Here is a 24937-nt window from a genome sequence, read left to right on the forward strand (position 1 = left end):
TTGGTTAAGGTGGCGGCATGGCTGACCTGCTGACGATCGACGACGTCCGTGCCGCGGCCGAGGTGATCGACGGACGTGTGCTGCGCACGCCGACGTTGCCCTCGCCGGGGCTGTCCGCGCTGCTGGGCGTCCCGACGACGGTGAAGCTGGAACTGTTGCAGCGCAGCGGTTCCTTCAAGACGCGCGGCGCGTTCGCGAAGATCCTCTCCCTGCCGGACGAGGCACGCGCGGCAGGCGTGGTCGGGGTCAGCGGCGGCAACCACGGCATCGCACTGGCCGACGCCGCCCACGAACTGGGCGTCGCCGCCACCGTCGTGATGCCCTCCTCCGCACCCGCCCGGTCAGTGGATCTCGCCCGCGCCTCCGGTGCGGACGTGCGACTCACCGACGACCTGCCGTCGGCATTCGCACTGCTCAACGACCTGGTAGCGGCGGGCGCGACCCTCGTGCACCCCTACGACGACCCGATCGTCGCCGCCGGCCAGGGCACCGTGGGCCTGGAGTTCGCCACCGACGCCCCACACCTCACCGACGTGCTCGTGAGCATCGGCGGCGGAGGGTTCATCGCGGGTGTCGCCACCGCCTTCCACGCGCTCGTGCCCGGTGTCCGCGTGTGGGGCGTCGAGGTCGAGGGCGCCGACGCGATGCACCAGGCCTTGGCCGCGGGCGGCCCCGTGGACATCACGCCGACGTCGATCGTCTCGACGCTCTCGGCACCTCACGCGTCGCAGCTGACCTACGACCACGCCGTCGCACTGCTGGAGGACGTGCTGGTGGTGTCCGACGCCGAGGCCGTGCAGGGTTCGATCACGTTGGCGGAGACGCAGAAGGTGTGGGCCGAGCCCGCCGCCGGCTGCCTGGTGGCGGCGGCACGCACGGTGGTCGAGCAGGTCGGGCCTGACATGCGGCTCGGGATCGTGGTGTGCGGCGGCAACGCGACGGTCGCCGACATCGTGCGGTGGTCCAACGGCTGAGCGCGGAACCGCGGCTCTCCGGCGTCGCGGCATCACCGCGCCGGACTCGGCCGACGCTGGAGTTCGCCCGCGATTCTGGCGGCAGGCCATACCTGCACCGCTATCGCCAGGCACCGCTGTACACGGGTGACGGTCGGAGCGGAAGGTGTTCGTGCCCGCCCGCCACGCTCCTGCGGCACCGGACGCACTGGAGGTAGAAGTGACATGGCTCCCCCACCGCGCAAGGTAGCGCTCGCGACTCTCACCGGCGCGACGCTGGAGTGGTACGACTTCTTCCTGTACGGCACCGCCTCTGCGTTGATCTTCAACAAGCAGTTCTTCCCGTCGCTGTCTCCCGCGGCGGGCACGCTCGCGGCGTTCAGCACGTTCGCGGTGGGCTTCGTCGCGCGGCCGCTCGGCGGACTGGTGTTCGGTCACTTCGGCGACCGCGTGGGCCGCAGGTCGATGCTGGTGGTGTCGCTCGTGCTGATGGGCATCGGCTCGACGTTGATCGGCGCGATCCCGAACTTCGCCGCGATCGGAGTGTGGGCCCCGGTGCTGCTGGTGGCGTTGCGGGTCGTGCAGGGCATCGGGCTGGGCGGCGAGAACGCGGGCGCGAACCTGATGGCGATGGAGCACGCGCCGGCCGGGCAGCGCAACAGGTACGCGGGCTTCCCGCAGATGGGCACACCCGCCGGGCTGGTGCTGGCGAACACGGTGTTCCTGCTGACCAGCACGGCGATGTCGCCCGCCGCGTTCTCCGCGTGGGGCTGGCGGATCCCGTTCCTGCTCAGCGCGGCGCTCGTGGTGGTGGGCCTGGTGATCCGCCTGCGGGTGACCGAGACACCGACCTTCGCCACCGCGGTCGACCGGCACGACATCGTCCGGTTCCCGTTGCGGCAGGCGTTGTCGGTCGGCGCCGGTCGCCTGGCGATCACGCTGCTCGCGATCGTGGCGAACTCGGCGGTCGCCTACCTGTTCATGGTGTTCACCCTGTCCTACGGCACGTCACATCTGGGGCTGGGCCGGCAGTTCCTCGTGCTCGCGGTGACCGGGGCGTCGGTGCTGTGGCTGGCGACCATTCCACTGTGGACAGCGGTCGCCGATCGCCGGGGCAGGCGCACGATGTTCGTCGTCGGCTCGCTCGCGCTGATGACGTGGGGCGCGGCGTTCTTCCCGCTGCTGAACACCGGCGACACGGCCGTCGTGCTGCTCGCGCTGGCAGGCATGGGCCTGATCATCCCCATCACGCACAGCGTCCAGGGCGCGATCGTCGCCGACACGTTCCCCGCGAACGTCCGCTACTCGGGGTCCTCGCTGCTGCTGCAACTCGGCGCGTTGCTCGGTGGCGGACTGGCGCCGTTGATCTCGACGGCCCTGCTCAACGAGACCGGGTCGTCGTCCGGAGTCACCACCTACATCGTCGCGGTGTGCGGGATCAGCTTGGTCGCCTCGCTCGCGCTGTTCCGGCTGCGTCCGGTGAGCGCGGTACCCGCCGTCGCCCTGAGCGCCGCGTCGTGACGCGGCAACCCGGGGCTGGGTCTCCGCTGTCGCGGTAAGTAGTCTGCGACGGACGATTCACCGGTCACCGGGCGTTGTACGGCGGTTCTGAGGGTCCGCCGCCGCCCTGAGGCCGTGGTCGGAGGCTGGGGGGCTGATGGCTGTGCGGTCGGGTGTCTTGGACGTGACCATCCACTCTCACCGCGTCGCCAACGGGTGGTGACGCGGTGACGTGGCGAAGGTTCGTGCCGGGCCTGGTCGTGGCCGAGGTGGTGCTGGCGGTCGTGGCCGCCGCTGCCGGGGCGTTGGTCTACCAGGGGTTCTTCACGACGCCCGGCCACCTGCTCGCGCTGGGGTTCGCGTGCCTGATCGGTGGCGTGACGGCGGCTCTGGGCCACCGGCGCCTCTGGTCCGTCGCGGTGCTGACCGTGCTCGGACCGGTGCTCGTCGTCGTGTTCGGGGTGTTCCGCGGCGACAGCTCACTCGCTCTGGGCAGTCTGCGCGGCAGCTGGAACCGCCTGCTCACCGTGGTCGTGCCGGTCGAACCGTGGGACGAACTGCTGACCGTCCCGGCGCTGGCGACGTGGGCGGCGGCGTTCACCGCGGTCCTGCTCGTCCTGCGCACGCGCAACGTGCTCGCACCACTGGCCCCTCCGCTCGCGGGTTTCCTGTTCGCCCTGGTCGTCGCCGGCAACCAGACCGGCGGCCACGCGACCGCCACCGTCGTGTTCCTGTCGGCGGCCCTACCGCTGATCGCGGTCCGGGCCCACCGGAGCACCGGCACCGTGCGCGTGGAAGGTCAGTCGCCCCGGTCGATCGCCGCACTGGCCACCGCGGCCCTGCTGGTCGTCGTCAGCGCGCTGCTCGGCGTCGCAGGCGGTCAGGCGCTGCCGCTGGCCTCCGGCGAGCACCGCTTCGACCCCCGCGACCGGCTCGCGCCCGCGATCACGAGCACCGACACCGTTTCCCCGTTGTCCAGGGTGAAGGGCCAGCTCAGGGAAACCCCGGCGCGCACGTTGTTCACCGTGCGGGTCGCGCGCCAGGACGTCGACAGGATCGATCGGGTGCGCACGGCCGCACTGGACGTCTTCGACGGCACCACTTGGAAGTCACGAGACGAGTACCGCATGGCGGGGAGCCACCTCACCGCCGACCCCGCGCAGACCCGCGGCACGCCGGTGACCGCGCGCATCGAGCTGAACGAGTTCTCCGGCCCCTACCTGCCGGTCATCGGCTGGCCCTCCCGGCTCACCGCGGACGGGCAGGACCGGTTCGGGTTCGATCCTGGCTCGGGTGTCGTGGTCGGCACGAGCACGAACCTGTCCCGGCTCAGCTACGAGGTGACGGGCGAGGTCGTCGTCAAGCCCTACCACGAGGAGCTCGCACAAGCCGTCACGACTCCGAACAACGCGCCGGACCTCCCCGGCGGCGTGCCGGACGCCCTGCGGGAGCTGGCCGCGCGGTACACGATGCCCCGTCCCGTCGACCGGCTGCAGGTGCTCCTGGCCGACCTGCAGGACAAGCCCAACCAGCTGAACAGTCCACCGGGGCATTCCTACGCCGCTGTCACGCGGATGATGACGGACCCGGCGAACGCGGGCGGGTTCGTCGAGCAGCACGTCTCGGCTTTCACGCTGTTCGCGCGGATGTGGGGCTATCCGGCGAGGGTCGCCGTCGGCTACCGGCTCGGCGACCACCGCGACGGTCTCTTCGAGGTCAGCAACCTCGAGGCGTACGCGTGGTCCGAGGTGCACTTCGCGGAGTACGGCTGGGTGACGTTCGATCCCGCCTTCTCCGTGAGCAGGGGCGCCCTGACCCCACCGCCGGAGGTGCCCCGCGTGGCGCCACCGTCCCCCGCCGCACCGGCGACCGCGGCGGCGGCCGCCCCGCCCGCGTCGTCACCGCCCGCCGAAGCGGCTGACGGCTGGGGGTTCGGCTGGACCGCCGTCCTGCGCGACACTCTGCTGCTGGTACCGGCTTTGGCGGTGCTCCTGATGGTCGCGGGCGGGTTCGTCATCATCGCCAAAGCCCATCGCCGCAGGCAACGCCGCACCAACCCCGGCCACGCGGCCAGGGTGCTCGGTGCCTGGCACGAACTCCTCGACCGGCTGACCGAGCGCGGCATCTCGCCGCCGTTGTCCTTCACCTTCCACGAGGTGGCCGACCACGTGGGCGACTTCGGAGACACGGTCAGGGCGGCAGCGCGGCTCGCGACCACGGCGACCTACGCGCCGGAGGACATCGGCCGGCCGGAGGCCGATCAGGCCTGGCACCTGACGGACCGGCTGAGAACCGAGCTCCGTTCGCAGCACGGTCGTGCGGCAGCACTCCTGGCGGCGGCGAACCCGCGTCCACTGTGGACGAGGTGGAGCCGGGCACGGCGGCTGCGAACGGCACTGGAAGGCCTGGAAAAGGGGCTGTACCGATGAAACGACGTACGCGGCTGCTGACCGCGCTCGCCGCCGTCACCGCGATCACCGGTGCCGTGCTCGTGGCCGGGCCGGGGTACGACACCTCGCAGGTGCGCGTTCAGGCCGGGACGGCCTGGCTGGTGTCCAAGGCGACCGGCACGGTGGCGCTGGTGGACGGCGTCACCGCCGAACTGGCGACCGCGGTGAAGGTCGCCGAGCCGGGTGCCGCGCTGAGCGTCGCCCAGGAGGGCGGCGCCGCCCTGGTCCTGAACCAGGCGACCGGTGAACTGAGCCGCGTCGACAGCGCCACCCTGACCGTCATCAGATCGGCCGCCGTGCTGCCCGCGAGCCCCGGACTCGTCGTGAAGCCCGCACCGGACCAGGTCTACAGCCTCGACGTCCACAGTGGAATGGCCGTGTCGGCCGAACCGGAGACGTTGGAACGCAGGGAAGAAGCGAAACAGCTGGCCACTCGGATCCGTCCGGACAGCCCCGTCGTCGACAGCCGCGGCCTGCTGTGGGCGATCGACGACAGGACGGGCGACGTCGTCCGGCTGCCCGCCACCGGTCCGCTGACCCGCACGACCGCGACCAGGTCCGGCCGCCTCGCGATCACCGGTGGCCGGCCCGCGCTGGTGGATCCCGAACGCGGCACCGTCGAACTGCTCTCCGCCGAGACCGGTGCCGTCACCCGGTCCGTGCGGGCGAACCTGCCCGCGAACGACCAGATCGCCGTCAGCGGCTCCGCGGCCGGGTCCAAGGTGTTCATCGCGTCCCGAAGCCGCGCCGAACTGATCGTGTGCGACCTCGGCCAGGGTTCCTGCGCCGATCCCGTGCAGGTCGGTTCAGCGGGTGCCGACCTCGGAGCACCGATCGAGGTCGGCGGCCACGCGGTGGTGCCCGACTACTCGACCGGACAGGCGACGATCGTCGATCTCGCCACCTCGCGCGTGGTCTCGGTGGGCAGGCTGTTCGACCGGCCGGTCCGGTTCGACCTGCTCGCCCGCGACGGGTTCGTGTTCTTCAACGACCCGGACGGCAGCGCGGCCGGAGTGCTGGACCTGACGGGCAACGTCCGGACGATCGCCAAGTACGCGGAAGGCCCTGCCGCGAGCGACACCCCGCCCAAACCCGATCCGCACCGGCAGACGGACCAGGCGACGAAGGTCGGTCACCAGAAGCAGAAACCCGGTCTGGGACTTCCCTCGGACCTGGGCCGAACGCCGCAGACGAACCCGGTCACACCACCGGAAGCGCCCGTTCTGGCGATGTCCATCGTGGTCAGTCCTGGGCTGCGCGGCGCGGTCGGTGACGAGTTCGAGCTGACGGTGGTGCTGCAACAGGCCAGTACCGCCACCACTCGCTGGTCGTTCGGCGACGACACCGAGGCCGTGGGCGCCACCGTCCGCCACAGCTGGAGCACACCGGGATCCTTCGCCGTCCGCGCCGTCGCCACCTTCGACGGCGGGACGACCGCGCAGGCGGAGACCACCGTCACCGTGCACCCGGCGGAGGCACCGCCGGAGATCACCCGGCTCGACGTCGGGCGGCCCAAACCGGTGATCGGCGAATCCGTGCACTTCAGCGCCGAGAGCACCGCGCTGCCGGACCGGTGGGAGTGGAGGGTGACCAGACCCGACGAACCCACGCCGACGGCCACCGCGCACACGGCGGAGTTCAACCACAGGTTCGCCGCGGCGGGCACCTACACGGTCTCGCTCACCATCACGAGAGGTACCAAGAGCGCACGGTCCTCGCGTCAGCTCACCGTCGTCCGCGGCGCCGTCGAGGGCTGGAGCGACAAGGCCGGTGACTGGGGCTGGGAACCCGTGGAGATCCCCGCCGGCGCGTCCAGCGGCGTGATCGCGATCGACGCGGGCAGGAGCCACGTGCTGGCGTTGAAGTCGGACGGTTCGGTCCTCGCCTGGGGCGACGACGACTGGGGATCGGGTTACTTGGACGTCCCTCCTGAGGCGCTCAGCGGAGTGGTCGCGATCTCCGCCAGCGAGCGCAACAGCGTCGCGTTGAAGTCGGACGGTTCCGTCATCGCGTGGGGTTCGCCGGACACGGGGCTGAACGACGTACCGGCAGCGGCCCGGCAGGGTGTGGTGGCGATCTCCGCCGGAGAGAAACACAGCCTGGCGTTGAAGTCGGACGGTTCCGTCGTGCAATGGGGCCGGAACTACGACCAGCCGAACGTGGTACCGGCGGAGGCGCTGAGCGGCGTCACCACCGTCTCGGCCGGCCCGCATCACAGCATGGTGTCGAAGGACGACGGCACGATTTTCATCTGGACCCAGCACTCCAACACTCCGTGCTGGTTCACGAGGATCGTGCGCACCGCGGTGGCCGTGGCCGCGGGTTACCAGTCCTGTCAGGTGTTGCTGAACGACGGCTCGGTGATCTCGGAGAGCTGGTCGGACGGCCTCAACAACGGTCCGTTCCCCGTACCGCCCGCCGCGCAGAGCGGTGTCGTCTCGGTCAGCAGCGGCTACAACCACAACCTCGCCATCAAGGCGGACGGCACCGCGTTCGGCTGGGGGCACAACGCCGACAGCCAGGCCACGGTGCCCGCCAAGTACCGCGACGTCATGGCCGTCGCGCCCGGCAAGGACTTCAGCATCATCCTGCTGGAATGACACCACCCACGAGCGGGCGGTGCGGCGTCCAGCGCAGGTGCACGTTGCGGTCCGGCGCGTCAGCCCGCAACAACGACAGGCGCGGGCGAATGGCGTCGGTGCGCGCGGTCGGCGGCTTGCGGCTGCCCGCCCGGAACTGGACTGGCCACTGCGCCCCGCGGTAGTCCTGTTCGGCTGCCGCGTGCAAGGTCCAGTGCGGGTCGTACAGGTGGGTGCGGCCGATCGCGCACAGGTCGGCGCGGCCCGCCAGCAGGATGGAGTTGACGTCGTCGTAGGACGCGATGGCGCCGACCGCGATGACCGCGGTGCCGGTGGCGGCAGCTGCCTCGTGACGGATCCGGTCCGCCAGCGGGGTTTGGTAGGAGCGGCCGTACGCCGGGCGCTCGTCCGCCGTCACCTGGCCGGAGGAGACGTCGATCGCGTCCGCGCCGTGGGCGATGAAGGCGCGGGCGATCTCCACGGCGTCGTGTTCGGTGTTGCCGCCGTCGGCCCAGTCGGTGGCGGAGATGCGCACGATCATCGGGCGCTCGGCGGGCCACACCGTGCGGACGGCCTCGAACACCTCCAGCGGGTAGCGCAGCCGGTTCTCCAGCGAACCGCCGTAGGAGTCGGTGCGCTGGTTCGCGATCGGCGAGAGGAACGACGACAGCAGGTAGCCGTGCGCGCAGTGCAGTTCGAGCAGGTCGAAGCCCGCATCGGCGCCGCGCTGGGCGGCGGCCACGAACTCGGCGGTGATCCGGTCCAGGTCGTCACGGCTGACCGTGCGCGGAATCGGCGAGCCGGGACCGTACGGCAGCGGTGACGGACCGATCGTCTCCCAGTTGCCGTCGGGCAGCGGTTCGTCCATGCCCTCCCACATCAGCCGGGTCGAGCCCTTGCGGCCGGAATGGCCGAGCTGGAAACCGATGCGCGCGGTGCTGCGCTCGTGCACGAACGACACGATCCGCGCCCACGAGTCGCGCTGCTCGTCGTTCCACAGGCCGGTGCAGCCGGGCGTGATGCGGCCCTCCGGCGAGACGCACACCATCTCCGTCATCACCAGACCCGGCCCGCCCATGGCCTTGGATCCCAGGTGCACCAGGTGGAAGTCGCCCGGCACGCCGTCGACCGCCGAGTACATGTCCATCGGCGAGACGATCACGCGGTTCTTCAGTTCCAGCTGTCCCAGGCGGAACGGCTGGAACATCGCCGGCGCGACCGTCTCGAGTCCTTGCGAGGCGGCGAAAGCGGCGTCGACGCGGTCGGCGAAGTCCGAGTCGCGGGTGCGGAGGTTGTCGTAGGTGATGCGGCGCGAGCGGGTCAGCAGGTTGAAGCAGAACCGGGTCGCCTCCTGCCCCACGTACATGCCGATGTTCTCGAACCACTCCAGGGACGCCTGAGCGGCTCGTTGGGTGGACTCGACGACGGGGCGCCGTTCCGCCTCGTAGGCCGTCAGCGCGGTCTCGACGTCCCGGTGTTCGTGCAGGCAGGCGGCGAGGGCGAGCGAGTCCTCCATCGCGAGCTTGGTGCCGGAGCCGATCGAGAAGTGCGCGGTGTGCGCGGCGTCGCCGACGAGGACGAGGTTGCCGCCGTGCCAGCGTTCGTTGCGCACGGTGGTGAAACTGAGCCACTTCGAGTTGTTGGCGAACACCTGGTGCCCGGCCAGTTCCGCGGCGAACAGCTCGCGGATCCGTTCGACGGCACGATCATCGGAGACACCCGGCGGGAACTCCTCGCCGGTGTCGAAACCGGCGCGGCACCAGACGTCCTCGTGCATCTCGACGATGAACGTGGACCCGCTGTCGGAGTAGGGATAGCCGTGGACCTGCACGGTTCCCCACTCGGTGTCCTTGATGAAGAACTGGAACGCCTCGAAGACCAGATCCGTGCCGAGCCACATGTATTTGTTGTGCCGCCGGTCCAAAGTGGTCCGGAAAACATCCGAAGAGGACTGCCGGACCAACGAGTTGACGCCGTCCGCGCCGACCACCAGGTCGTGCGACGCGCGCAAAGCACTCACCTCGGGAGCGGGCGTCGAGTAGTGCACCACCACGCCCAGGTCGCGGCACCGCTGTTGCAACAGGCCGAGCAGCTCCTTGCGGCTCATCGCGGCGAACCCTTGCCCGCCAACGGTGTGGCTCTCGCCTCCGACGTGGATGTCGATGTCCGTCCACCGAGCGAACCGGCGGGACATCGCGTCGGCGAACTCCGGATCGGCGTTCTCGATGCCGCCGAGCGTCTCGTCGGAGAACACCACGCCGAACCCGAAGGTGACGTCCGGGGCGTCCCGTTCCCAGATGGTGATGTCGTGCGCGGGGTCGAGCTGCTTCATCAACGCGGCGAGGTACAGGCCACCGGGGCCACCGCCGACGATCGCGATCTTCACGCCGGCTCCTCGTCCTCGACGATCTTGCGCAGTGCGAACCGCTGCAGCTTGCCGCTGGCGTTGCGCGGCAACGAAGTGCGGAACCGCACGTCACGCGGGTACTTGTAGGGCGCGATGGTCCGCTTCACGTGGTCCTGGATCTCCCGGGCCTTCGCCGCATCACCCACCACCCCGTCACGCAGCACCACGAAGGCACAGACGATCGACCCGCGTTCCTCGTCGGGCTTGGCGACGACGGCGGACTCCAGCACGTCGGGATGGGTGTCGACGGCTTCCTCGACCTCCGGGCCGCCGATGTTGTACCCGGAGGAGACGATCATGTGGTCGTTGCGGGCGTGGTAGTGGAAGTAGCCGTCCTCGTCGCGGTGGAAGACGTCGCCGGTGACGTTCCAGCCACCCACCACGTAGTCCTTCTGGCGCGCGTCGTCGAGATAGCGGCAGCCGACCGGGCCGATGACGCCGAGCCGGCCCAGCTCACCGGGGCCGAGCTCCTCACCGTCGAGACCGAGAACGGTCGCGCGGTAGCCCGGTACCGGCTTTCCCGTGGCGCCGGGCCGGATGTCGTCCCCGGCGGCGGAGATGAAGATGTGCAACAACTCCGTGGCACCGATGCCGTCGATCACCTTGAGCCCCAGCCGGTCGTGCAGCCGTTGCCAGGTCTCCTGCGGAATGTGCTCGCCCGCCGACACCGCGGTCCGCAGGCCTTTCAGCTTCTCGTCGATCCCCTCGCGCAGGATCGCCTTGTACGCCGTCGGCGCCGTCGCGAGCACCGTGACTCCGTGCTGCTCCACCAGATCCGCGACCTGTGCGGGAGTGGCGGCTTCGGTCAGCAAAGCACAGGCACCGGCCCGCAAGGGGAACACGACGAGCATGCCCAGCCCGAACGTGAAGGCGAACGGAGCCGTGCAGGCGACGAGGTCGTTCTCGTTCAGCCTGAGCACGTGACGGCCGAAGGTGTTGTCGATGGACAGGACGTCGCGGTGGAAGTGCACGGTGATCTTGGGTGTTCCGGTGCTCCCGGACGTCGGAGCCAGCAGCGCCACGTCGTCGGCCGCGGTGTCCATGGCGCTGAACTCCCCCGGCTTCGTCCCGGCGCGCGCCACGAGGTCGTCGTATCCCACGACCTTCAGCGACGACAGCGCTTCCTCCAGGTCCTCCGCGAACCTGTTGTCCACCAAGGCGATCGACGGACGGGTCCGCTCCACGATCGGCGCAAGTTCACGAGCCCGCAACGCCGCCATGGTCGTCACCACCACACCGCCCGCCTTGAGCACGCCGAGCCACGCGGCGACCGTCCAGGGGTTGTTGGGCGACCGGAGCAGAACCCGTTGCCCTGGCAGGAGATCGAGGTCTTCGACCAGCACCTGCGCCACCTGGTTCGCACGGGTCCTCAGCTCGCCGTAGGACCAGACCTCGCCGGCAGGCGTACGCAGTGCCGGGCGGTCCGGCCCGAAGGTCGCCACCGGCACGTCGATGAGTTCGGTGGCGGCGTTGAGGCGTTCCGGGTAGCTCAGCTCCGGCGTCGTGAACTCGATGGCCGGCCACAGCGCCGGTGGAGGGAGGTGGTCACGAGCGAAGGTGTCCATGGTGAGTCCTTCCCGGGCGGGTCAGGAAGCGCGGATCATGCCCTCCTGGGCAACGGTGGCGAGATGACGGTGATCGCGGGTGAAGAACCGCCCGGAACCCAGGCCACGGCCCGAGTCGGCGGCGACCGCTTCCTGCACGTAGAGCAGCCAGTCGTCGAGCGGTCCCTCGCGGTGGAACCACATCGCGTGGTCAAGGCTCGCCGTGACCAGGCCGGGCTGGGCCCACGGCAGGTCGAGCACCCGCAGGACGGGCTCCAGGATCGTGTAGTCGCAGACGTACGCGAGCGCGGCCAGGTCGCGCTGGGCGTCGGTCAGCCCCTCGACCGGGCGCAGCGGGTCGAACGGCTTGATCCACACCGCCTGGTGCGGGACCTTCTCACCCTCGACGGAGAGGTAGACCGGGCCGGGCACGTGCCGCATGTCGAAACTGCGGCCACCGGACCAGTAGGCCTTCGACACCTCGGTCATCGAGCCGCCGGTCAGGTCGGCGAGGTAGTCCGCCGAGCTGGGCAGGTCGTCCGGATCGGGCAGGGGTTGCGTGAACTCGGCCTGGAAGGTGCCGCTCGGTTCGCCGGCGGCGAAGTTCGCCAGGCAGACGTAGAGGGGCTTGCCGTTCTGGTAGCCGCGGACCTGCCGGGTGCTGTAGCCGCGGCCGTCGCGCAGCACCTCCACCTCGTACCGCACCTCCGCGCCGATGTCGGCCGGGCGCAGGAAGTAGCTGTGCATCGAGTGCATGGTCTTGCCGTCGGTCACCGAACGCATGGCGGCGGCCGCCGCGGCGGCGACGAGATCTCCGCCGTACGCCTTGGGCCACGGGCAGGGCTGGGTGACGGCGGTGAAGGCCAGGTCGAAGTGCTCCGGCTCGGCCTTCTGCAACGTGATGGCCTCGGTGAAGATCCCAGAAGTCATCGCTGAAGTCATCGCCGGGGTCATCGGGTCAGCCAGTCGCGCAGGTCCTCGTCCGGGACGTCGTCGAGGTTCACGACGATGTTCTCCGGCGTGCGCGTCGTCATCCACGTCAGCGGGTTGTTGCGGTCGAGGTTGCACTCGATGTGCGGCATGAAAGGCGGCACGAACACCCAGTCGCCCTCCTCCATGTCGAGGTAGTCCTCGAACTTCTCGCCGAAGTAGATCCGCGCCCGGCCGGAGAGGACGTAACCGCCGGTCTCCGCCTCGCCGTGGTGGTGGGTGACCGAGCGGTAGCCGGGTTCGTTGGTGACCTTCCCGAACCACAGCTTCGTGGCCGGGGTGTGCTGCGCGCTCACCCCGGAGATCCGGATCGCGCCACCGGAGTTCGCGGTGTCCGGGTTCTCCGCACCACCGCGCGTCACCACCGGGGCGACGAGCCCGCTGGGCAGCCGGTACATCGAGTTGTCGCCTTCGAGCTGGTACTTGCTCAAGTCGGGCTCCATATCTCGTATTCTTCACGACCGTCAGATAGTGTCAATACTCATGAGGCCTGTACCAGTGAATCCGGCCAGCCTGCCCGCACCGCGCGGCTACTCGCACGGCACGCTCGCCGGCAACACGCTCCACCTGGGCGGGCAGACCGCCCTCGACGCCGACATGAAGATCGTTCCCGGCGGGATCGTCGAGCAGTTCCGCCAGGCGTTCGGCAATGTGCTGACCACCCTGCGCGAGGCGGGTGGCGAGCCGGAGGACCTGGTCAGCATCACGATCTACCTCACCGACATCCCGGACTACCAGGCGCACGGCAAGGAGATCGGCAAGGTGTGGCGCGAGCTCGCCGGACCCGTCTACCCGGCCATGGCGGGCATCGGCTGCACCGCGCTGTGGCAGCCGGAAGCCCTGATCGAGATCCTCGGCGTGGCCGTGATCCCGGAAGACCGCCTGATCAAGCCGTAGCGTTTTCATGATCAGCGAAACGGAGACGCAATAGTGAAGCTCGCTTCTCTGACCGTCGACGGCGTGCGCCGGGCCGGCGTCGTGGACGAGACGGACCAGTCGATCGCGCTGCTGTCCACCACGGTCGACGACATCGTGCGAGGCGGCTCGCCGGGTGCCCGCGGTGAGGTCCTGCCGCTGTCCGGGGTCCGCCTGGAGTCGCCGTTGCACCGCTTCAACCGCGACATCTTGTGCACCGGTTGGAACTACTTCGACCACTTCGAGGAGTTGAAGGGCAAGCGCGGAGGCCAGGAACCCGCGTCACTGCCCGAGCGCCCCACCTTCTTCACCAAGGGACCGGACACCGTCATCGGCCCGGCCGACGACATCGCCTACGACCCGGACATCTCCGCGAAGTGGGACTACGAGGCCGAGATCGCGATGGTCATCGGCCGCGACGGCCGGTCGATCCCGGAGGAGAAGGCGCTGGACCACGTCTTCGGGTTCCTCGTCGCGAACGACGTCTCCCAGCGGGATCTGCAGCGGGCGCACGGCGGGCAGTGGCTCAAGGGCAAGAGCCTCGACGCCACGATGCCGCTCGGCCCGTGGCTGACCACCGCCGACGAGATCGACGACCTCACCGGCCTGCGGGTGCAGTGCGAGGTCAACGGACAGCTGCTGCAGAACGCTTCCAGCGGGCAGATGGCGTTCTCGTTCGCCCGGATCATCGCCGAGCTGAGCCACGGCATGACCCTGCGCGCCGGGGACGTGATCCTCACCGGCACGCCCAGCGGCGTCGGGAACGCCCGCGAGCCCCAGATCTTCCTGCGCGACGGCGACGTGGTGGTCACGCGGGTCAGCGGGCTGGGCGAGCTGCGCAACACCGTGACGCGGACAGATCTCGGCGGGCCGGGCGATAAACTCACCGGAAGCTGATCACGGGGAAGGACGAGCCACTGAACGTCGCGGACACGACCGCGGAGCTCGACTCGCCGGCCCTCGCCGGGCGCGACCGGCTCGGCCCGCTCATCATCACGATCTTCGGCCTGTACGCGCGCGGCGAGGACAACTGGCTCTCCGTGGCGTCCGTCGTGCAGCTCATGGCGGAGCTCGGCGTGGAGGGCCAGGCCGTCCGGTCCTCGATCTCCCGCCTGAAACGCCGTGGCGTGGTCCGCAGCGACCGCCGTGACGGCGCCGCGGGGTACGCCCTCGCCGAACCGACCCTCGAGATGCTCGCGGAGGGCGACGCGCGGATCTTCGAACGCCGCCGGGCGACCACAGAGGACGGTTGGCTCGTGGTCGTGTTCTCCGTGCCCGAGTCCGAACGCGACAAGCGGCACGCGCTGCGCACCAGCCTGACCCAGCTCGGCTTCGGCACGGCGGCACCCGGCGTGTGGGTCGCACCGGGCAACCTCGCGACCGAGACCCGGCGCACACTGGCTCGCCGAGGCCTGGCCGAGTACGTCGACATCTTCACCGGCCAGCACTTCGCGTTCGGTGATCTGCGGTCGAAGGTGCGCGCCTGGTGGGACCTGGACGAGCTGGCCGACCTCTACGCGGATTTCGTGCGCCGCCATCGCCCCGAGCTCGACGCCGGCGCCATGACCCCGGAGCAGGCCTTCCAGATGTACGTGCCGATGCTGACCCAGTGGCGGCGCCTGCCCTACAGCGATCCCGGCCTCCCCCTGTCGCTGCTTCCGCCGGGCTGGAACGGGGTGACCGCGGAAGCGTTGTTCGAGCAGCTCAACACGACGCTGAGCGCACCGGCGCGTGAGCACGCGCTGGCCGTGATCCACGCACGCGGCTGATTTGCCGCATCATCGTGTTGATCGACCCCGGACTCAGGCGTCTAACTGGTGTCGGGGGTTGGGTGGCTGACGGCAAAGGACACCATGAGGTCGGTACGCGGGGGACAAACCTCGCCGATGCGCGTGCAGGAGCTTTTCGACCAGCACTACCTGGGGCTGGTCCGCATCGCGGCGAGCGTTGTAGGTGACCGGGAGACCGCGGAGGACGTCGTGCAGGACGTCTTCGCGGCGCTGCCCTCGAACATGGACAACCCGCGCGGCTATCTGACGACCGCGGTCTTCAACAAGTCCCGGTCGGTGCTGCGCAGGAGGAAGGTCGCGCTGCGGTACCGGGTGGTGCCCGACCAGCCCCCTGCCGAGAGCGCCGACCAGCACGCACTGCGTGCCGACGAGCGCGAACGGGTGCTCGCCGCCATTCGCGGGCTGCCTGATCGCCAACGGCAGGTCGTGGTGCTGCGCTACCTGGAGGACCTCCCGCCGGCCGAGGTCGCCGACCTGCTCGGCATCAGCAAGGAGGCGGTCGCGTCGTCGCTGAACCGCGCCATGGACTCGCTGCGCAAGAAGTTGGGGAGGTCGTGATGGACGACGTCGAAGACCTGGTGCGCACCGCGCTGCGGGACAACGCCGCGCAGATCACGCAGGACTCGTTGCGCCACAACGCTCCACCCGCCCAGCGCAAGCCCGCGACCCGGTCGGCGCTGCTCGTCGCGGCGGCGTTCGTGGTGGCCGCGGGCGGGGTCACCGCCGCGGTCACGTTCGGCGGGGACGGCCTGCACTGGGGCAGCGACGCTCCCGCCTACGCGGGTTCCCGCTGGAACCTGCAGTCCGTCGGAGGCACTGAGGTGCCCGCCGACCTCGGCGCCTACGTGTCCTTCACCCGCGGCGACGACTTCCGGGCACACGACGGCGTCAACGCGATGACCGGGCATTACGACGGCACACCGACCTCGGTGCGGCCGCGGGACATCAGTGTCACCACCGCCCTCTACGCGGGCGACGACCCGGTGCGCAAGGCCGTCATCAGCGCGATGGACGAGCTGAGGGCGCAAGGGGCGCAGGTGTCGGTCGCCGCCGACCAGCTGGTCGTCAGGACGGGCACCCAGGAGATGGTCTTCACCCGAGGCGGGCCGGCGACCGGCCGCGGCACGCCGGTTCCGTCCCGATGACCACGGGCGGGGTCACGCCGTCGCGCCCCCGCCCGATGGCTGATCAACCGGTCAGCAGTGAGCCCCCCACCTCGTTGGCGATGGTGCGGGTCGAGCTGAACGCCACGGTGACACCGCACTTGGTCGTGCTGACGTGGGTGGACGGGCAGGAGGTGAACTCGCCTCCCGGGATGCCCTGGATCATCCCCGCGGCACCGACCTTGCCGTTCGCGTAAGGCACCAGAACCGGGCCACCGCTGTCACCTCCCACCGCGGCGACGCCACTGCCCCGCTGGCGGGAAGTGATCGTCCAGAACAGATCGCCGGCGTCGTCGTCGAAGCCGTACAGCAGGTTCTCGACCTGGATGTTGCAGTGCACGCCGGAGTTCGCGCCACTGGTGCAGACCCAGTCGTTGACCGACAGGTCGGCGTAGCCCTGCACGGTCTTGTTGTAGCCGTTCGGGTCGTTCCACGCACCGTCGAACATCCACTGATAGCCGCTACCGGTCAGGATGCGCGCCCCGGCACCGTGGGCGTACGTCGCGGTCCCGCCGTAGTGCGTGGAGCGGTTGTCGAACGCGCTGTAGTTGCCCGCTGAGCAGTGGCGGGCCGTCATCGTGCGCGAGAACCCGCCGAGCGCGATGCCGAACCCGCTGGTGCAGACGGTGCCGTCGCTTCCGCTCATGAAGCCGCCCGCGTTGAACGGAACGTTGTCGGTCGACCTCGTCACGAGGTTGACCGGTCTGCCCGCCTCTTCCACACCGGCCACCACGGCCGAGAGGCCCTTGGCGATCTCCGAGGTGCGAGCCTTGTGCTCGGCGCTCGCTCCGGCGATCTCGTAGTGCCCGCGCACCACGATGCCGTCGGTGCCGAGGTCCGTGCCCTTCAGACCGGTGACGACGAAGCCGTTCCAGTCGGTGTTCTTCCTGCTGCCCCAGATCTTGTCGGCGGCTTCCTGGATCGCTTTGCGGGAGTGCTGGACGGGTTTGACGGTGAGCTTGATCCCGCGCCGGTCCGCCTCCTCCCGCACGGTCTTCTGCAACGGTGACTGACCGGCCCACAACAACGTGGTCGACAGCGACTCCGCGTAGTTCGCGGACTCGACGAACCCCGCGTCGAAGATTCCCGGTACCGCGATCAGCCAGGACTTGAACGCCATCAGGCGTTCCTGGCCCGCGAGCACTTTCGGGTCCACGGACTTCACCCAGTCCGAAATGGACTCACCCGGCTTCGGTTCAGGTGCCGCGCCGGCGGCACCAGTGGTTCCACCGGCCAGCACAGCGACAACAGATAAAGCGCACAACGTCGTCAGACGTTTTCGCAGCACGAGCGTTCCCCCAGGATCGCCGATGACGAGCAATGAGAGAAACGAAAAGAGCAGCCCACGGCATCAGCGCGGTCGCCAACTCAGTTCCCCCCAGAACTATGACCGTTGCAAGGTATAGCTCTTCGCCGAAGATCGGCAATAGCCCGATCGGCGCGACCGATGCCTCAGCGGGATCCGACCGCCGAAGCGGGAACGAAGCCGCACGACTGCTTCCACACCGACACGAGGTACCACTCACCGCCCGCCACCTGGCCGTTGACCTCCAGGGTGTGCCGGCCGCCGTCGCGCCCCGTTCCGCCGGCGCCGATCGTGACCTCCCTGGCGTCCGGAACCGGTCGCTCGCGGGCCACGGCGGCCTGGTCGACCGGAGGTGCTTGCTGGAACGGGATCGGCGTGATCACCGTCGGCTGGTCGCACGCCTCGAAGAGCATGCCGTCGCAGAACTCGTAGTGCTTCAGCTGGAACTTGCCGTTCCGCAACGTGTGGATGGAGTACAGCGGCTCCCTGCTCACACTGAGATCAGAGGTGATGATCTCCTTCGTTCCGTCCGGCACGGCGCGCACTCTCGGGGTCGAGGTGCCGAGCAGTTCCAGCACTCGTTCGTACGCGCCGGGAGACGTGGTGCGATAAACCTCGAACGCGCAGCCTCCCGAGCCGCAGAACTCCGCCGTTTCGTTGATGACGAAGAACTCCATGAGGCCGTCGTTGTCGAGGTCGTCCACGCGGGTGATGTTCAGCTTCACGCCGTTGGCGGCCAAGCCTGCCGAGGTCATCCCCGTGGTCATCCACTCGACGAACTGGGCGCGTTGCTGTTCCGGGCTGCGCTGCTCGGCCTGCAGCTGACGCACCACCGCCGTTCCGACGACCACACCGACCAGGAGGACCAGCGCGCACCACAGCGCGGCGAGCCGGCGCAGGTAGCGGACATGCCTGCGCCACAACGCTTCGAAGCCCACGTCGAGCACGATCGCGGCGACCCGCACGAGGTCGCGGCGGGTGAGTTTCCGGCCGCCCCGCACGTCCACCCAGAGCGGTTCGTCGACGTGGTCCAGCGCGGGCGGCAGCTCGGGATCGCGGGCAGAGTCGCCGACCGCGACGATGACCAGCCGCTTCGGGTCGTGGTTGGTCAGGAAGTGCTCGACCTCGAGGTTGACGTAGTGCGACTGGGCGGATGCCGGCGACGCCACCAGCACCATCGCGGGCGCCTCGTCGATGGCGCCGCGCAGCCGTTCGCCGAGTGGACCGGACGCGGCCATCTCGTCGTCGTCGCGGAACACCGGCCGCAGCCGACGACCCGGCGGGCCCTGCGGATCAGCCATGCGCCGGGCGTGCCGCGGCACCACGAACCGCTCCAGCCTCCGGTGCAGTGAGACCGCTTTCGGCCGGTCGGACCACGAGTACGACAGGAATGCCCAGAACCGCAAGTTTCTCCCCCTTTTCGCATCACATGACTCGCGGCCCGCTCCCGTGCCGTTACGACGTGGAATCACTCGCGGACACACCGCATCCATTCTTGCGTGCTTCCCGCGGGGCACTCACCCGAACGTGTCCCGGTCCAAGAGGTACCGTGCCGTCGCATGAGTGCTCGGTTCCAGGAACTCGACTACCGCCAGACCCCGCTCGGTGAGCTCACCCTGCGCCGTCGGCTCGATCCCGGCAGCGGCGTGGAGATCCACGAGATCAAGCTCAACGACGAGTTCCTCATGTCGAGCCTGTTCACCGTCGCCGAGGTCGAACTGGCCCTTCTCGCACTTGCCGAACTGCCGCAGGAACCGCTGAACGTGGTCGTCGGCGGCCTCGGACTCGGCTACACGGCACAGACCGTGCTGGAGAACCCCCGCGTCGGGTCGCTGGTCGTCGTCGACGCCCTCGGCGAGGTCATCGAATGGCACCAGCAGGGACTCATCCCCGCCGGGAAGACGCTGGGCGCCGACGAACGGTGCCGGCTGGTGCACGGAGACTTGTTCGCGATGCTCCGCTCCGGGCAGGGCTTCGACCCGGAGACGCCCGGCAGGCTGTTCGACGCGATCATCGTCGACATCGACCACTCGCCGCGCCACCTGCTGCACCCGAGCAACGCCGACATGTACCTGCCCGAGGGGACAGAGCGCCTCGCCGAACTCCTCAGTCCTGACGGGGTGTTCGCGCTGTGGTCCAACGACCCGCCGGACGACGAGTACACCGCCACCCTCTCGGCGGTCTTCACCGACGTGCGGGCAGAGGTCGTCAGCTTCCCCAATCCCTTGCAGGGCAGGGATTCCACCAACACCGTGTATCTCGCGAAACGCGCTTGATCGACTGCGTCCGTTCGGCCCATCTTCACCGATCCTGGTTTGCCCCGGCGACGCACCGGGCATTGGGCCGTTCATGATGGCGTCGTACTGGGAGACCGCTCGGACGGGGTTCCTGGCGTTCGTGGGCATCGGGCTGCTGGTGCTCGTGCCCCTGGTCTTGTTGCACTACTTCCGGTTCAGGCGCGTGGAGCCGCGGCGGGCGTTCGTCTTGTACGGACTGCTCGCCTACGGGCTCGTCGCGCTGGCGCTGATCTTCCTGCCGTTCCCGGCCGACCCGGCGCGGATGTGCCAGGGCGAGCAGATGCTGTCCATGGTTCCGTTCCAGTGGTGGACCGACATGAACAACAACATGTCGGCGTACGGGCGTTCCGGCATCGCGGCGATGGTGACGTCACAGGCGTTCCTGCAGCAGTTGTTCAACGTCGCGCTGTTCATCCCGCTGGGAGTGGTGCTGCGCAAGGCGTACGGCAAGGGCCCGCTCGCCGTCATCGCCATCGCATTGGGTGTGTCGCTGGCCGTGGAAGTGGTGCAGTACACCGGCAACTTCGGCTATTACGCGTGCCCGTACCGGATCGCCGACGTGGACGACCTGATCTCGAACACCTTCGGCGGCTTGCTGGGGTGGATGGTGGCGCCGGCCGCGCTGGTGGTGCCCAGGGTTCCCGAGGCCGACGAGTCGACCGCGCCGATCAGCACCGTGACCGTGCCGCGCAAGCTGCTCGGGCTGGTCGCCGAGCTGATGGTGGTGTTCGTGATCGCGAAGCTGGTGCTGCACTCCGATCCGCGCTGGGCCCTCTGCGTGCTCGTGGCGTTGCGGGTCGTTCTGCCGGCCGCGGCGGGCGGGCAGACCATCGGCGGATGGCTGATGCACTACCGGGTTCGCGGTGAGGACGGCTCCCGTGCCAACCCGCTGCAGGTCGCGTTGCGCGAACTGCTCGGCGTCACGGGCCTGCTGACCTACGCGATCGTGGTGTCGCCGCTGATCAACATCGGCCGCCTGGACTTCGTCGTCGTGGGGTTGTTCGCCGTCGGCGCGTTCGTGATCCCGGTGTTCCAGCGCGACCAGCGCGGCTGGCACGAGAAAGCGGCCAGGACGCGCAACGTGTTGACCCGCCACGCGACCGGGTACCCCGACCGCCATGACGACCTACACGCACTCGGCTGAGGCCGACATCGCGGCCGACACGCTGTTCGGGTTCCTGGCCGAGCCGAGAAACCTGCCCCGCTACTTCCCGCAGATGACCGCCGCCGAGCTAGAGGGCGGCGAGCACGTGCACGTGGAGGCCGAGGTGCACGGCCACCACGTCGAGAGCGAGGCGTGGATGCGGCCAGACGCCGAGCGGCGGCGGCTCGAGTGGGGTGCCGAGGGCCCGGACGACTACCACGGCGAACTGCAGGTCGACGAGCTGGCGCCGGGACGGTCGCGCATCACGGTGAGCCTGCACAGCGTGCGCGAAGCTCAGGACGACGAGGTGCAGCGCGGGCTCGAGCAGACCGTCGCCGTGCTCACCCAGACCGCGGCCGCCGACGACCGCTGAACCCGGCAGCAGCTGGCTCGGCCACCAGAAGGCAGGCGACCCCTCTTCCCAGTAATGTCGCTGATGTTCGCAGAGGTGCGCTTGAGCAGACAGGTGTCCACCTCCACCCGGTTCAGCCATGCAGTGGGAATGACTGGCCAGACCGCACCGGAGGCTGACCGACATGAGTGACCCCGAACCGGAACTCGCCGCACTGGTGGACGACCTCGCGGTCGTGGTGTGGCGCGGTGACGCCGGCACTCGTGTCCTGACCTTCCTGTCCCGCTCCGTCGAGAGACTCCTCGGTCATTCCCGGCAGCGCTGGCTCGACGATCCCGGTTTCTGGGCCGAGATCACGCATCCCGGTGACCGGGAGGCGACCGAGCGGCTGCGGTGGGAGTCGGACGCGGACTACGAGTCGACGTACCGGGTCACCACCGCGTCCGGTGATCTCCTGTGGTTGCTCGAGAAGACGCGGGTGCGGGGAACGAGTCGCAGCGGCGTGCTGATCGACGTGACCGAGCGGCAGGCGGCGGTGGAGCGGCAGCGGTTCCTCGACGTCCTCGACCGCGAGTCGCAGCTGCTCGACAACGCCGACGAGCTCATGTCGCTGGCGACGAGGTTGCTCGGCGAGCACCTGAGCGTCGACCGGTGCGCCTATGCCAGGACGGAAGCCGACGAGAACCACTTCGTCATGAGCGGGGACCACGCGACGGGCCTGCCTCCGTTGCCCGGCCGGTTCGCGATGCGCGAGTTCGGCAACGGCGCATTGGCGGCCATGCGCGCTGGGGAACCGTGGGTGGTGGTCGATTCACTGAACGACCCGCGGCTGGACGCGGAAGACCTCGCCGCGTACCGGGTCACGGGCATCCGCGCGGTGATCTGCCTGCCGTTGTTGCGCGGCGGACGGTTCGTGGCGGCGATGGCCGTGCACCAGGCCAGCGTGCGCAAGTGGACACAGGACGAGATCGACCTCGTGTCGGTCGTGGTCAACCGCTGCTGGGAGTCGATGCAACGCGCGCACGCGGACCGTGCGTTGCGAGACAGCGAACAGCGTCACCGGCAGCTCGTCGAACGGGCGACCGACGCGATCTGGTTGCTGGACCACGACCTGACGTTCGTCGCGGTGAATCCCGCCGCGGGACATCTGCTCGGCTACGAACCTGACCGGTTGCTGGGCACCGCGGTCGCCGACCTCGTGGTGGACGGGCTTCCCTCCGACCTGTCGGCACCGCACGTGGTGACCATGCGCCGCGCGGACGGCACCGAGATCGCACTGGAACTCAGCATCCAGCCCACGCCGACGGGACTGCAGGCGATCGGCAGGGACGTGACCGAACGCCGCCGGGCAGAGGCCGAACGGGAGAGGCTGCTGCAACGCGAGCACGAGATTGCCGCCGCGTTGCAGGAAAGCCTGCTGCCGCGCGAACTTCCGGTGCTGCCCCGGCTCACGACCGCCGCCCGTTACCTGCCGGCCGCGGAGCACTCGCAGATCGGCGGCGACTGGTACGAGGTGGTCCCGATCGGGGCGACCCGCGTCGGCCTGTCGGTGGGCGACGTCGTCGGCAAAGGACCCGCCGCCGCGGCGGTCATGGGCCAGCTGCGCAGCGCGTTGACGAGTTACCTGCTCGACGGCCACTCCCCCGCCGAGTCGTTGCGGCGCCTGGACGCGTTCGCGGGGCGGGTGAACGGCGCCGTGGGCAGCACCTGCGCGTGCCTGATCTTCGACTGGACGACCGGCGAACTGTGCTGGTCCGCGGCCGGTCACCCACCACCCGTGGTGATCGAGCCGTCCGGGGCCCGACTGCTGCCGTCCGACGTGGGCGAGGTGCTCGGGGCGAGCGGTCCTGTTCTGCGCCGCCAGCACGCCGCCGCCTTCCCGCCGGGTGCCTCGGTGGTGCTGTACACCGACGGTCTGGTGGAACGCCGTGACGAACTGCTCGACCAGGGCATGCAGCGCCTCGCGGACGTGGTGAACGAAGCCGCCGCCCTCGACCCGGCCGGGCTGGTGCGGCGGATCGTGGCCGAGATGCTGCAGGACGGTCAGTCCGACGACGTGGCACTCGTGGTGGCACGGCACCTCCCCGCGCCGTTGCACCGCCGCCTGCCCGCTCTGTCCGCCGAGCTGTCACCGCTGCGGCGGGCCGCAACCACGTGGGCCTCCGTGGCGGGCCTGTCCGAGGACGCGATCTACGACCTCGAACTCACCCTGGGCGAGGCCGCGGCCAACGTGGTGGACCACGCCTACCCGAACGGCGACGGTGCGTTCGACACCACGTTGGAGTGCACCGGCCGCGGCGTCCGGGTGACCGTCGCCGATCACGGCCGCTGGCGCCCGGCGCCGGAGGACAAGGGCTACCGGGGCCGCGGTCTGACGTTGATCAGCACGATCGGCAACGAGGTGGAGCTCGACGCCTCCGCCGGCGGCACGACCATCCGCTTCCACGTCCCCGCCGAACCGAACACCGCGGACACGCCACCCCCTGCACACCCTCCCGCAGCGGCGACCGGTCTGACCGACGGCTCGGACGACGACGTCCAGCTGGTGCTCCTGACCGGCGACCTCGACACCGCGACCGTGGACGGCCTGCGCGCACCGCTGCTCACCCGAGTCGAGGCCGTGGACGACCGGCCGATCGAGGTGGACCTCACCGGCCTCGACTACCTCAGCAGCTCGGGCGTCGCGCTGTTGCTGCAAGCCTTGGCCAGCGCGAAGGAACACGGCCGCGTTCTGTCCGTTGTGGCCGGTGCGGGCAGTGCGCCTGCCCGCATCCTCGACCTCTCCGGTCTGGCCCACACCACCCGGTGACCTACTCGGCCGAGCGCCAGGCGTAGTACCCGATGGCGATCGCCCCGGCCGCCATCGGAATGGCGGTCAGCAGGCCGGCCACCCCGTTGCCGGGGATCACGAAGGTGAGCACGATCGTGAGCGCGGCGATCGGCACCCACTTCGGCACCGCGCGCGACCGGAACAGCCCGACGCACTGCAACACCGTGCCCAGCAACACCAGCACAGCACCGGGAATCATCAACGCGAACAGGTGCGCGTCGTTGTTGGCCGCCTCGATCACCGCTTCGCCCACCGCTTTGTTCACGCCAGGATCAGTCGGGTAGAAGTAGGCCGCCGCCCAGCCCGCGACACCGGCCGCCTGCAGCCCGCCGCCGATCCACATGAGCGCGGCACCCCAAGTCGCCCAGGCACTGCCACGGCGCCGCACGATCAGCATCGTCGCCAACGCCTGCAGCGGGATGTTGAGAACCTGCATGGCCGCCAGCCCGGTGAGCAGCGTCCACCACAGGTCGCGGTTGGAGGCGATGTCGGCGTAGGTGTAGGTCTCGCCGCCCGCCGCCGGCTCGGGCCAGAGCAGCCCGCCCGCGGTGGCGGCGACGGACGTGACGGCCAGGACGACCGCCAGGACTGCTGCGCGTCCACGCGTGGAGGTCGCGGCGGTGTCAGGCGCCGCGGTGATGTCGACGGACATGGTTCCTGCCCTTCAGCGGAGGATTCCGGGGATTGCGGGGAACGTTTCGCGGCCCCCAGGAAACC

The 24937-nt window shown here is 69.7% G+C and carries 20 protein-coding genes; 13 read left to right on the top strand and 7 right to left on the bottom strand.

Annotated elements, in window-relative coordinates:
* The first annotated feature begins 17 nt into the window (after positions 1–17).
* The 4 genes from ACWGE0_RS08015 (at position 18) to ACWGE0_RS08030 (ending at position 7503) form a co-directional block, all read left to right on the top strand.
* The gene (locus tag ACWGE0_RS08015) at positions 18–974 is read left to right on the top strand and encodes a threonine ammonia-lyase (protein ID WP_452260189.1); all 957 of its coding nucleotides are present in this window, start codon (positions 18–20) and stop codon (positions 972–974) included.
* A gap of 204 nt (positions 975–1178) precedes the next feature.
* Positions 1179–2474: an MFS transporter gene (locus ACWGE0_RS08020; RefSeq protein ID WP_452260190.1), complete on the top strand. Its 1296-nt coding sequence runs from the start codon at positions 1179–1181 to the stop codon at positions 2472–2474.
* A 206-nt stretch (positions 2475–2680) separates the two neighbouring features.
* On the top strand, positions 2681–4882 hold the full coding sequence (locus ACWGE0_RS08025; RefSeq protein WP_452260191.1) for a transglutaminase family protein: 2202 nt from the start codon (positions 2681–2683) through the stop codon (positions 4880–4882).
* Positions 4879–7503 (top strand): PKD domain-containing protein, encoded by a 2625-nt coding sequence (locus ACWGE0_RS08030; protein ID WP_452260192.1) that lies wholly within the window; start codon positions 4879–4881, stop codon positions 7501–7503. The genes ACWGE0_RS08025 and ACWGE0_RS08030 overlap by 4 nt, the downstream gene beginning before the upstream one ends.
* On the opposite strand, the gene ACWGE0_RS08035 is transcribed toward ACWGE0_RS08030, so the two are convergent.
* Genes ACWGE0_RS08035 through ACWGE0_RS08050 form a run of 4 tightly spaced genes read right to left on the bottom strand, consistent with a single transcriptional unit; the run spans position 7487 to position 12866 of the window.
* Entirely contained in the window at positions 7487–9868 is a 2382-nt protein-coding gene (locus tag ACWGE0_RS08035; protein WP_452260193.1) for a bifunctional salicylyl-CoA 5-hydroxylase/oxidoreductase, read from the bottom strand. The genes ACWGE0_RS08030 and ACWGE0_RS08035 overlap by 17 nt on opposite strands.
* Positions 9865–11454: an AMP-binding protein gene (locus ACWGE0_RS08040; protein ID WP_452260194.1), complete on the bottom strand. Its 1590-nt coding sequence runs from the start codon at positions 11452–11454 to the stop codon at positions 9865–9867. The genes ACWGE0_RS08035 and ACWGE0_RS08040 overlap by 4 nt, the downstream gene beginning before the upstream one ends.
* A 21-nt stretch (positions 11455–11475) precedes the next feature.
* Positions 11476–12363: an acyl-CoA thioesterase gene (locus ACWGE0_RS08045; protein ID WP_452260195.1), complete on the bottom strand. Its 888-nt coding sequence runs from the start codon at positions 12361–12363 to the stop codon at positions 11476–11478.
* Positions 12364–12383: 20 nt separating this feature from the next.
* On the bottom strand, positions 12384–12866 hold the full coding sequence (locus ACWGE0_RS08050) for a cupin domain-containing protein (protein WP_452260196.1): 483 nt from the start codon (positions 12864–12866) through the stop codon (positions 12384–12386).
* A gap of 40 nt (positions 12867–12906) precedes the next feature.
* On the opposite strand from ACWGE0_RS08050, the gene ACWGE0_RS08055 reads away from it, so the two are divergent.
* From ACWGE0_RS08055 to ACWGE0_RS08075, 5 genes are all read left to right on the top strand, one after another.
* The gene (locus tag ACWGE0_RS08055; RefSeq protein WP_452260197.1) at positions 12907–13320 is read left to right on the top strand and encodes a RidA family protein; all 414 of its coding nucleotides are present in this window, start codon (positions 12907–12909) and stop codon (positions 13318–13320) included.
* Positions 13321–13353: 33 nt separating this feature from the next.
* Positions 13354–14235 carry a fumarylacetoacetate hydrolase family protein gene (locus tag ACWGE0_RS08060; RefSeq protein WP_452260198.1) on the top strand — a complete coding sequence of 294 codons (882 nt, stop codon included), beginning with the start codon at positions 13354–13356 and terminating at the stop codon, positions 14233–14235.
* A 101-nt stretch (positions 14236–14336) separates the two neighbouring features.
* The gene (locus ACWGE0_RS08065) at positions 14337–15107 is read left to right on the top strand and encodes a PaaX family transcriptional regulator (RefSeq protein WP_452260225.1); all 771 of its coding nucleotides are present in this window, start codon (positions 14337–14339) and stop codon (positions 15105–15107) included.
* A 117-nt stretch (positions 15108–15224) separates the two neighbouring features.
* Positions 15225–15686, top strand: a complete 462-nt coding sequence (locus tag ACWGE0_RS08070; RefSeq protein WP_452260199.1) for an RNA polymerase sigma factor — start codon at positions 15225–15227, stop codon at positions 15684–15686.
* Positions 15686–16273: an META domain-containing protein gene (locus ACWGE0_RS08075; RefSeq protein ID WP_452260200.1), complete on the top strand. Its 588-nt coding sequence runs from the start codon at positions 15686–15688 to the stop codon at positions 16271–16273. Before ACWGE0_RS08070 ends, ACWGE0_RS08075 begins: the two co-directional genes overlap by 1 nt.
* Before the next feature lie 43 nt (positions 16274–16316).
* On the opposite strand, the gene ACWGE0_RS08080 is transcribed toward ACWGE0_RS08075, so the two are convergent.
* Both ACWGE0_RS08080 and ACWGE0_RS08085 read right to left on the bottom strand, forming a co-directional pair.
* On the bottom strand, positions 16317–17579 hold the full coding sequence (locus ACWGE0_RS08080; RefSeq protein WP_452260201.1) for a hypothetical protein: 1263 nt from the start codon (positions 17577–17579) through the stop codon (positions 16317–16319).
* Between the two features lie 164 nt (positions 17580–17743).
* Entirely contained in the window at positions 17744–19003 is a 1260-nt protein-coding gene (locus ACWGE0_RS08085; protein WP_452260202.1) for a toll/interleukin-1 receptor domain-containing protein, read from the bottom strand.
* A gap of 153 nt (positions 19004–19156) precedes the next feature.
* Here ACWGE0_RS08085 and ACWGE0_RS08090 point away from each other — a divergent pair, with 153 nt between their 5' ends.
* The 4 genes from ACWGE0_RS08090 to ACWGE0_RS08105 all read left to right on the top strand — a co-directional run bounded on the left by ACWGE0_RS08090 (position 19157) and on the right by ACWGE0_RS08105 (position 24199).
* Entirely contained in the window at positions 19157–19873 is a 717-nt protein-coding gene (locus tag ACWGE0_RS08090) for a spermine/spermidine synthase domain-containing protein (RefSeq protein WP_452260203.1), read from the top strand.
* A gap of 73 nt (positions 19874–19946) precedes the next feature.
* The gene (locus ACWGE0_RS08095; protein WP_452260204.1) at positions 19947–21038 is read left to right on the top strand and encodes a VanZ family protein; all 1092 of its coding nucleotides are present in this window, start codon (positions 19947–19949) and stop codon (positions 21036–21038) included.
* Positions 21013–21411 carry an SRPBCC family protein gene (locus ACWGE0_RS08100; protein ID WP_452260205.1) on the top strand — a complete coding sequence of 133 codons (399 nt, stop codon included), beginning with the start codon at positions 21013–21015 and terminating at the stop codon, positions 21409–21411. The genes ACWGE0_RS08095 and ACWGE0_RS08100 overlap by 26 nt, the downstream gene beginning before the upstream one ends.
* A gap of 163 nt (positions 21412–21574) precedes the next feature.
* A complete protein-coding gene (locus ACWGE0_RS08105; RefSeq protein WP_452260206.1) occupies positions 21575–24199 on the top strand; it encodes a SpoIIE family protein phosphatase in 2625 nt (874 codons plus the stop codon).
* A gap of 1 nt (position 24200) precedes the next feature.
* On the opposite strand, the gene ACWGE0_RS08110 is transcribed toward ACWGE0_RS08105, so the two are convergent.
* A complete protein-coding gene (locus ACWGE0_RS08110; RefSeq protein ID WP_452260207.1) occupies positions 24201–24872 on the bottom strand; it encodes a hypothetical protein in 672 nt (223 codons plus the stop codon).
* Positions 24873–24937: the final 65 nt, after the last annotated feature.

It is taken from the genome of Lentzea sp. NPDC054927 (genome assembly GCF_053610285.1).

What these genes read in the sequence shown, in the direction of transcription:
- ACWGE0_RS08015 (WP_452260189.1), top strand. Translation starts at nt 18, where the DNA reads ATGGCTGACCTGCTGACGATCGACGACGTCCGTGCCGCGGCCGAGGTG.
- ACWGE0_RS08020 (WP_452260190.1), top strand. Translation starts at nt 1,179, where the DNA reads ATGGCTCCCCCACCGCGCAAGGTAGCGCTCGCGACTCTCACCGGCGCG.
- ACWGE0_RS08030 (WP_452260192.1), top strand. Translation starts at nt 4,879, where the DNA reads ATGAAACGACGTACGCGGCTGCTGACCGCGCTCGCCGCCGTCACCGCG.
- ACWGE0_RS08040 (WP_452260194.1), bottom strand. Translation starts at nt 11,454, where the DNA reads ATGGACACCTTCGCTCGTGACCACCTCCCTCCACCGGCGCTGTGGCCG.
- ACWGE0_RS08045 (WP_452260195.1), bottom strand. Translation starts at nt 12,363, where the DNA reads ATGACTTCTGGGATCTTCACCGAGGCCATCACGTTGCAGAAGGCCGAG.
- ACWGE0_RS08050 (WP_452260196.1), bottom strand. Translation starts at nt 12,866, where the DNA reads ATGGAGCCCGACTTGAGCAAGTACCAGCTCGAAGGCGACAACTCGATG.
- ACWGE0_RS08055 (WP_452260197.1), top strand. Translation starts at nt 12,907, where the DNA reads ATGAGGCCTGTACCAGTGAATCCGGCCAGCCTGCCCGCACCGCGCGGC.
- ACWGE0_RS08070 (WP_452260199.1), top strand. Translation starts at nt 15,225, where the DNA reads ATGCGCGTGCAGGAGCTTTTCGACCAGCACTACCTGGGGCTGGTCCGC.
- ACWGE0_RS08075 (WP_452260200.1), top strand. Translation starts at nt 15,686, where the DNA reads ATGGACGACGTCGAAGACCTGGTGCGCACCGCGCTGCGGGACAACGCC.
- ACWGE0_RS08090 (WP_452260203.1), top strand. Translation starts at nt 19,157, where the DNA reads ATGAGTGCTCGGTTCCAGGAACTCGACTACCGCCAGACCCCGCTCGGT.
- ACWGE0_RS08095 (WP_452260204.1), top strand. Translation starts at nt 19,947, where the DNA reads ATGATGGCGTCGTACTGGGAGACCGCTCGGACGGGGTTCCTGGCGTTC.
- ACWGE0_RS08100 (WP_452260205.1), top strand. Translation starts at nt 21,013, where the DNA reads ATGACGACCTACACGCACTCGGCTGAGGCCGACATCGCGGCCGACACG.
- ACWGE0_RS08105 (WP_452260206.1), top strand. Translation starts at nt 21,575, where the DNA reads ATGAGTGACCCCGAACCGGAACTCGCCGCACTGGTGGACGACCTCGCG.
- ACWGE0_RS08110 (WP_452260207.1), bottom strand. Translation starts at nt 24,872, where the DNA reads ATGTCCGTCGACATCACCGCGGCGCCTGACACCGCCGCGACCTCCACG.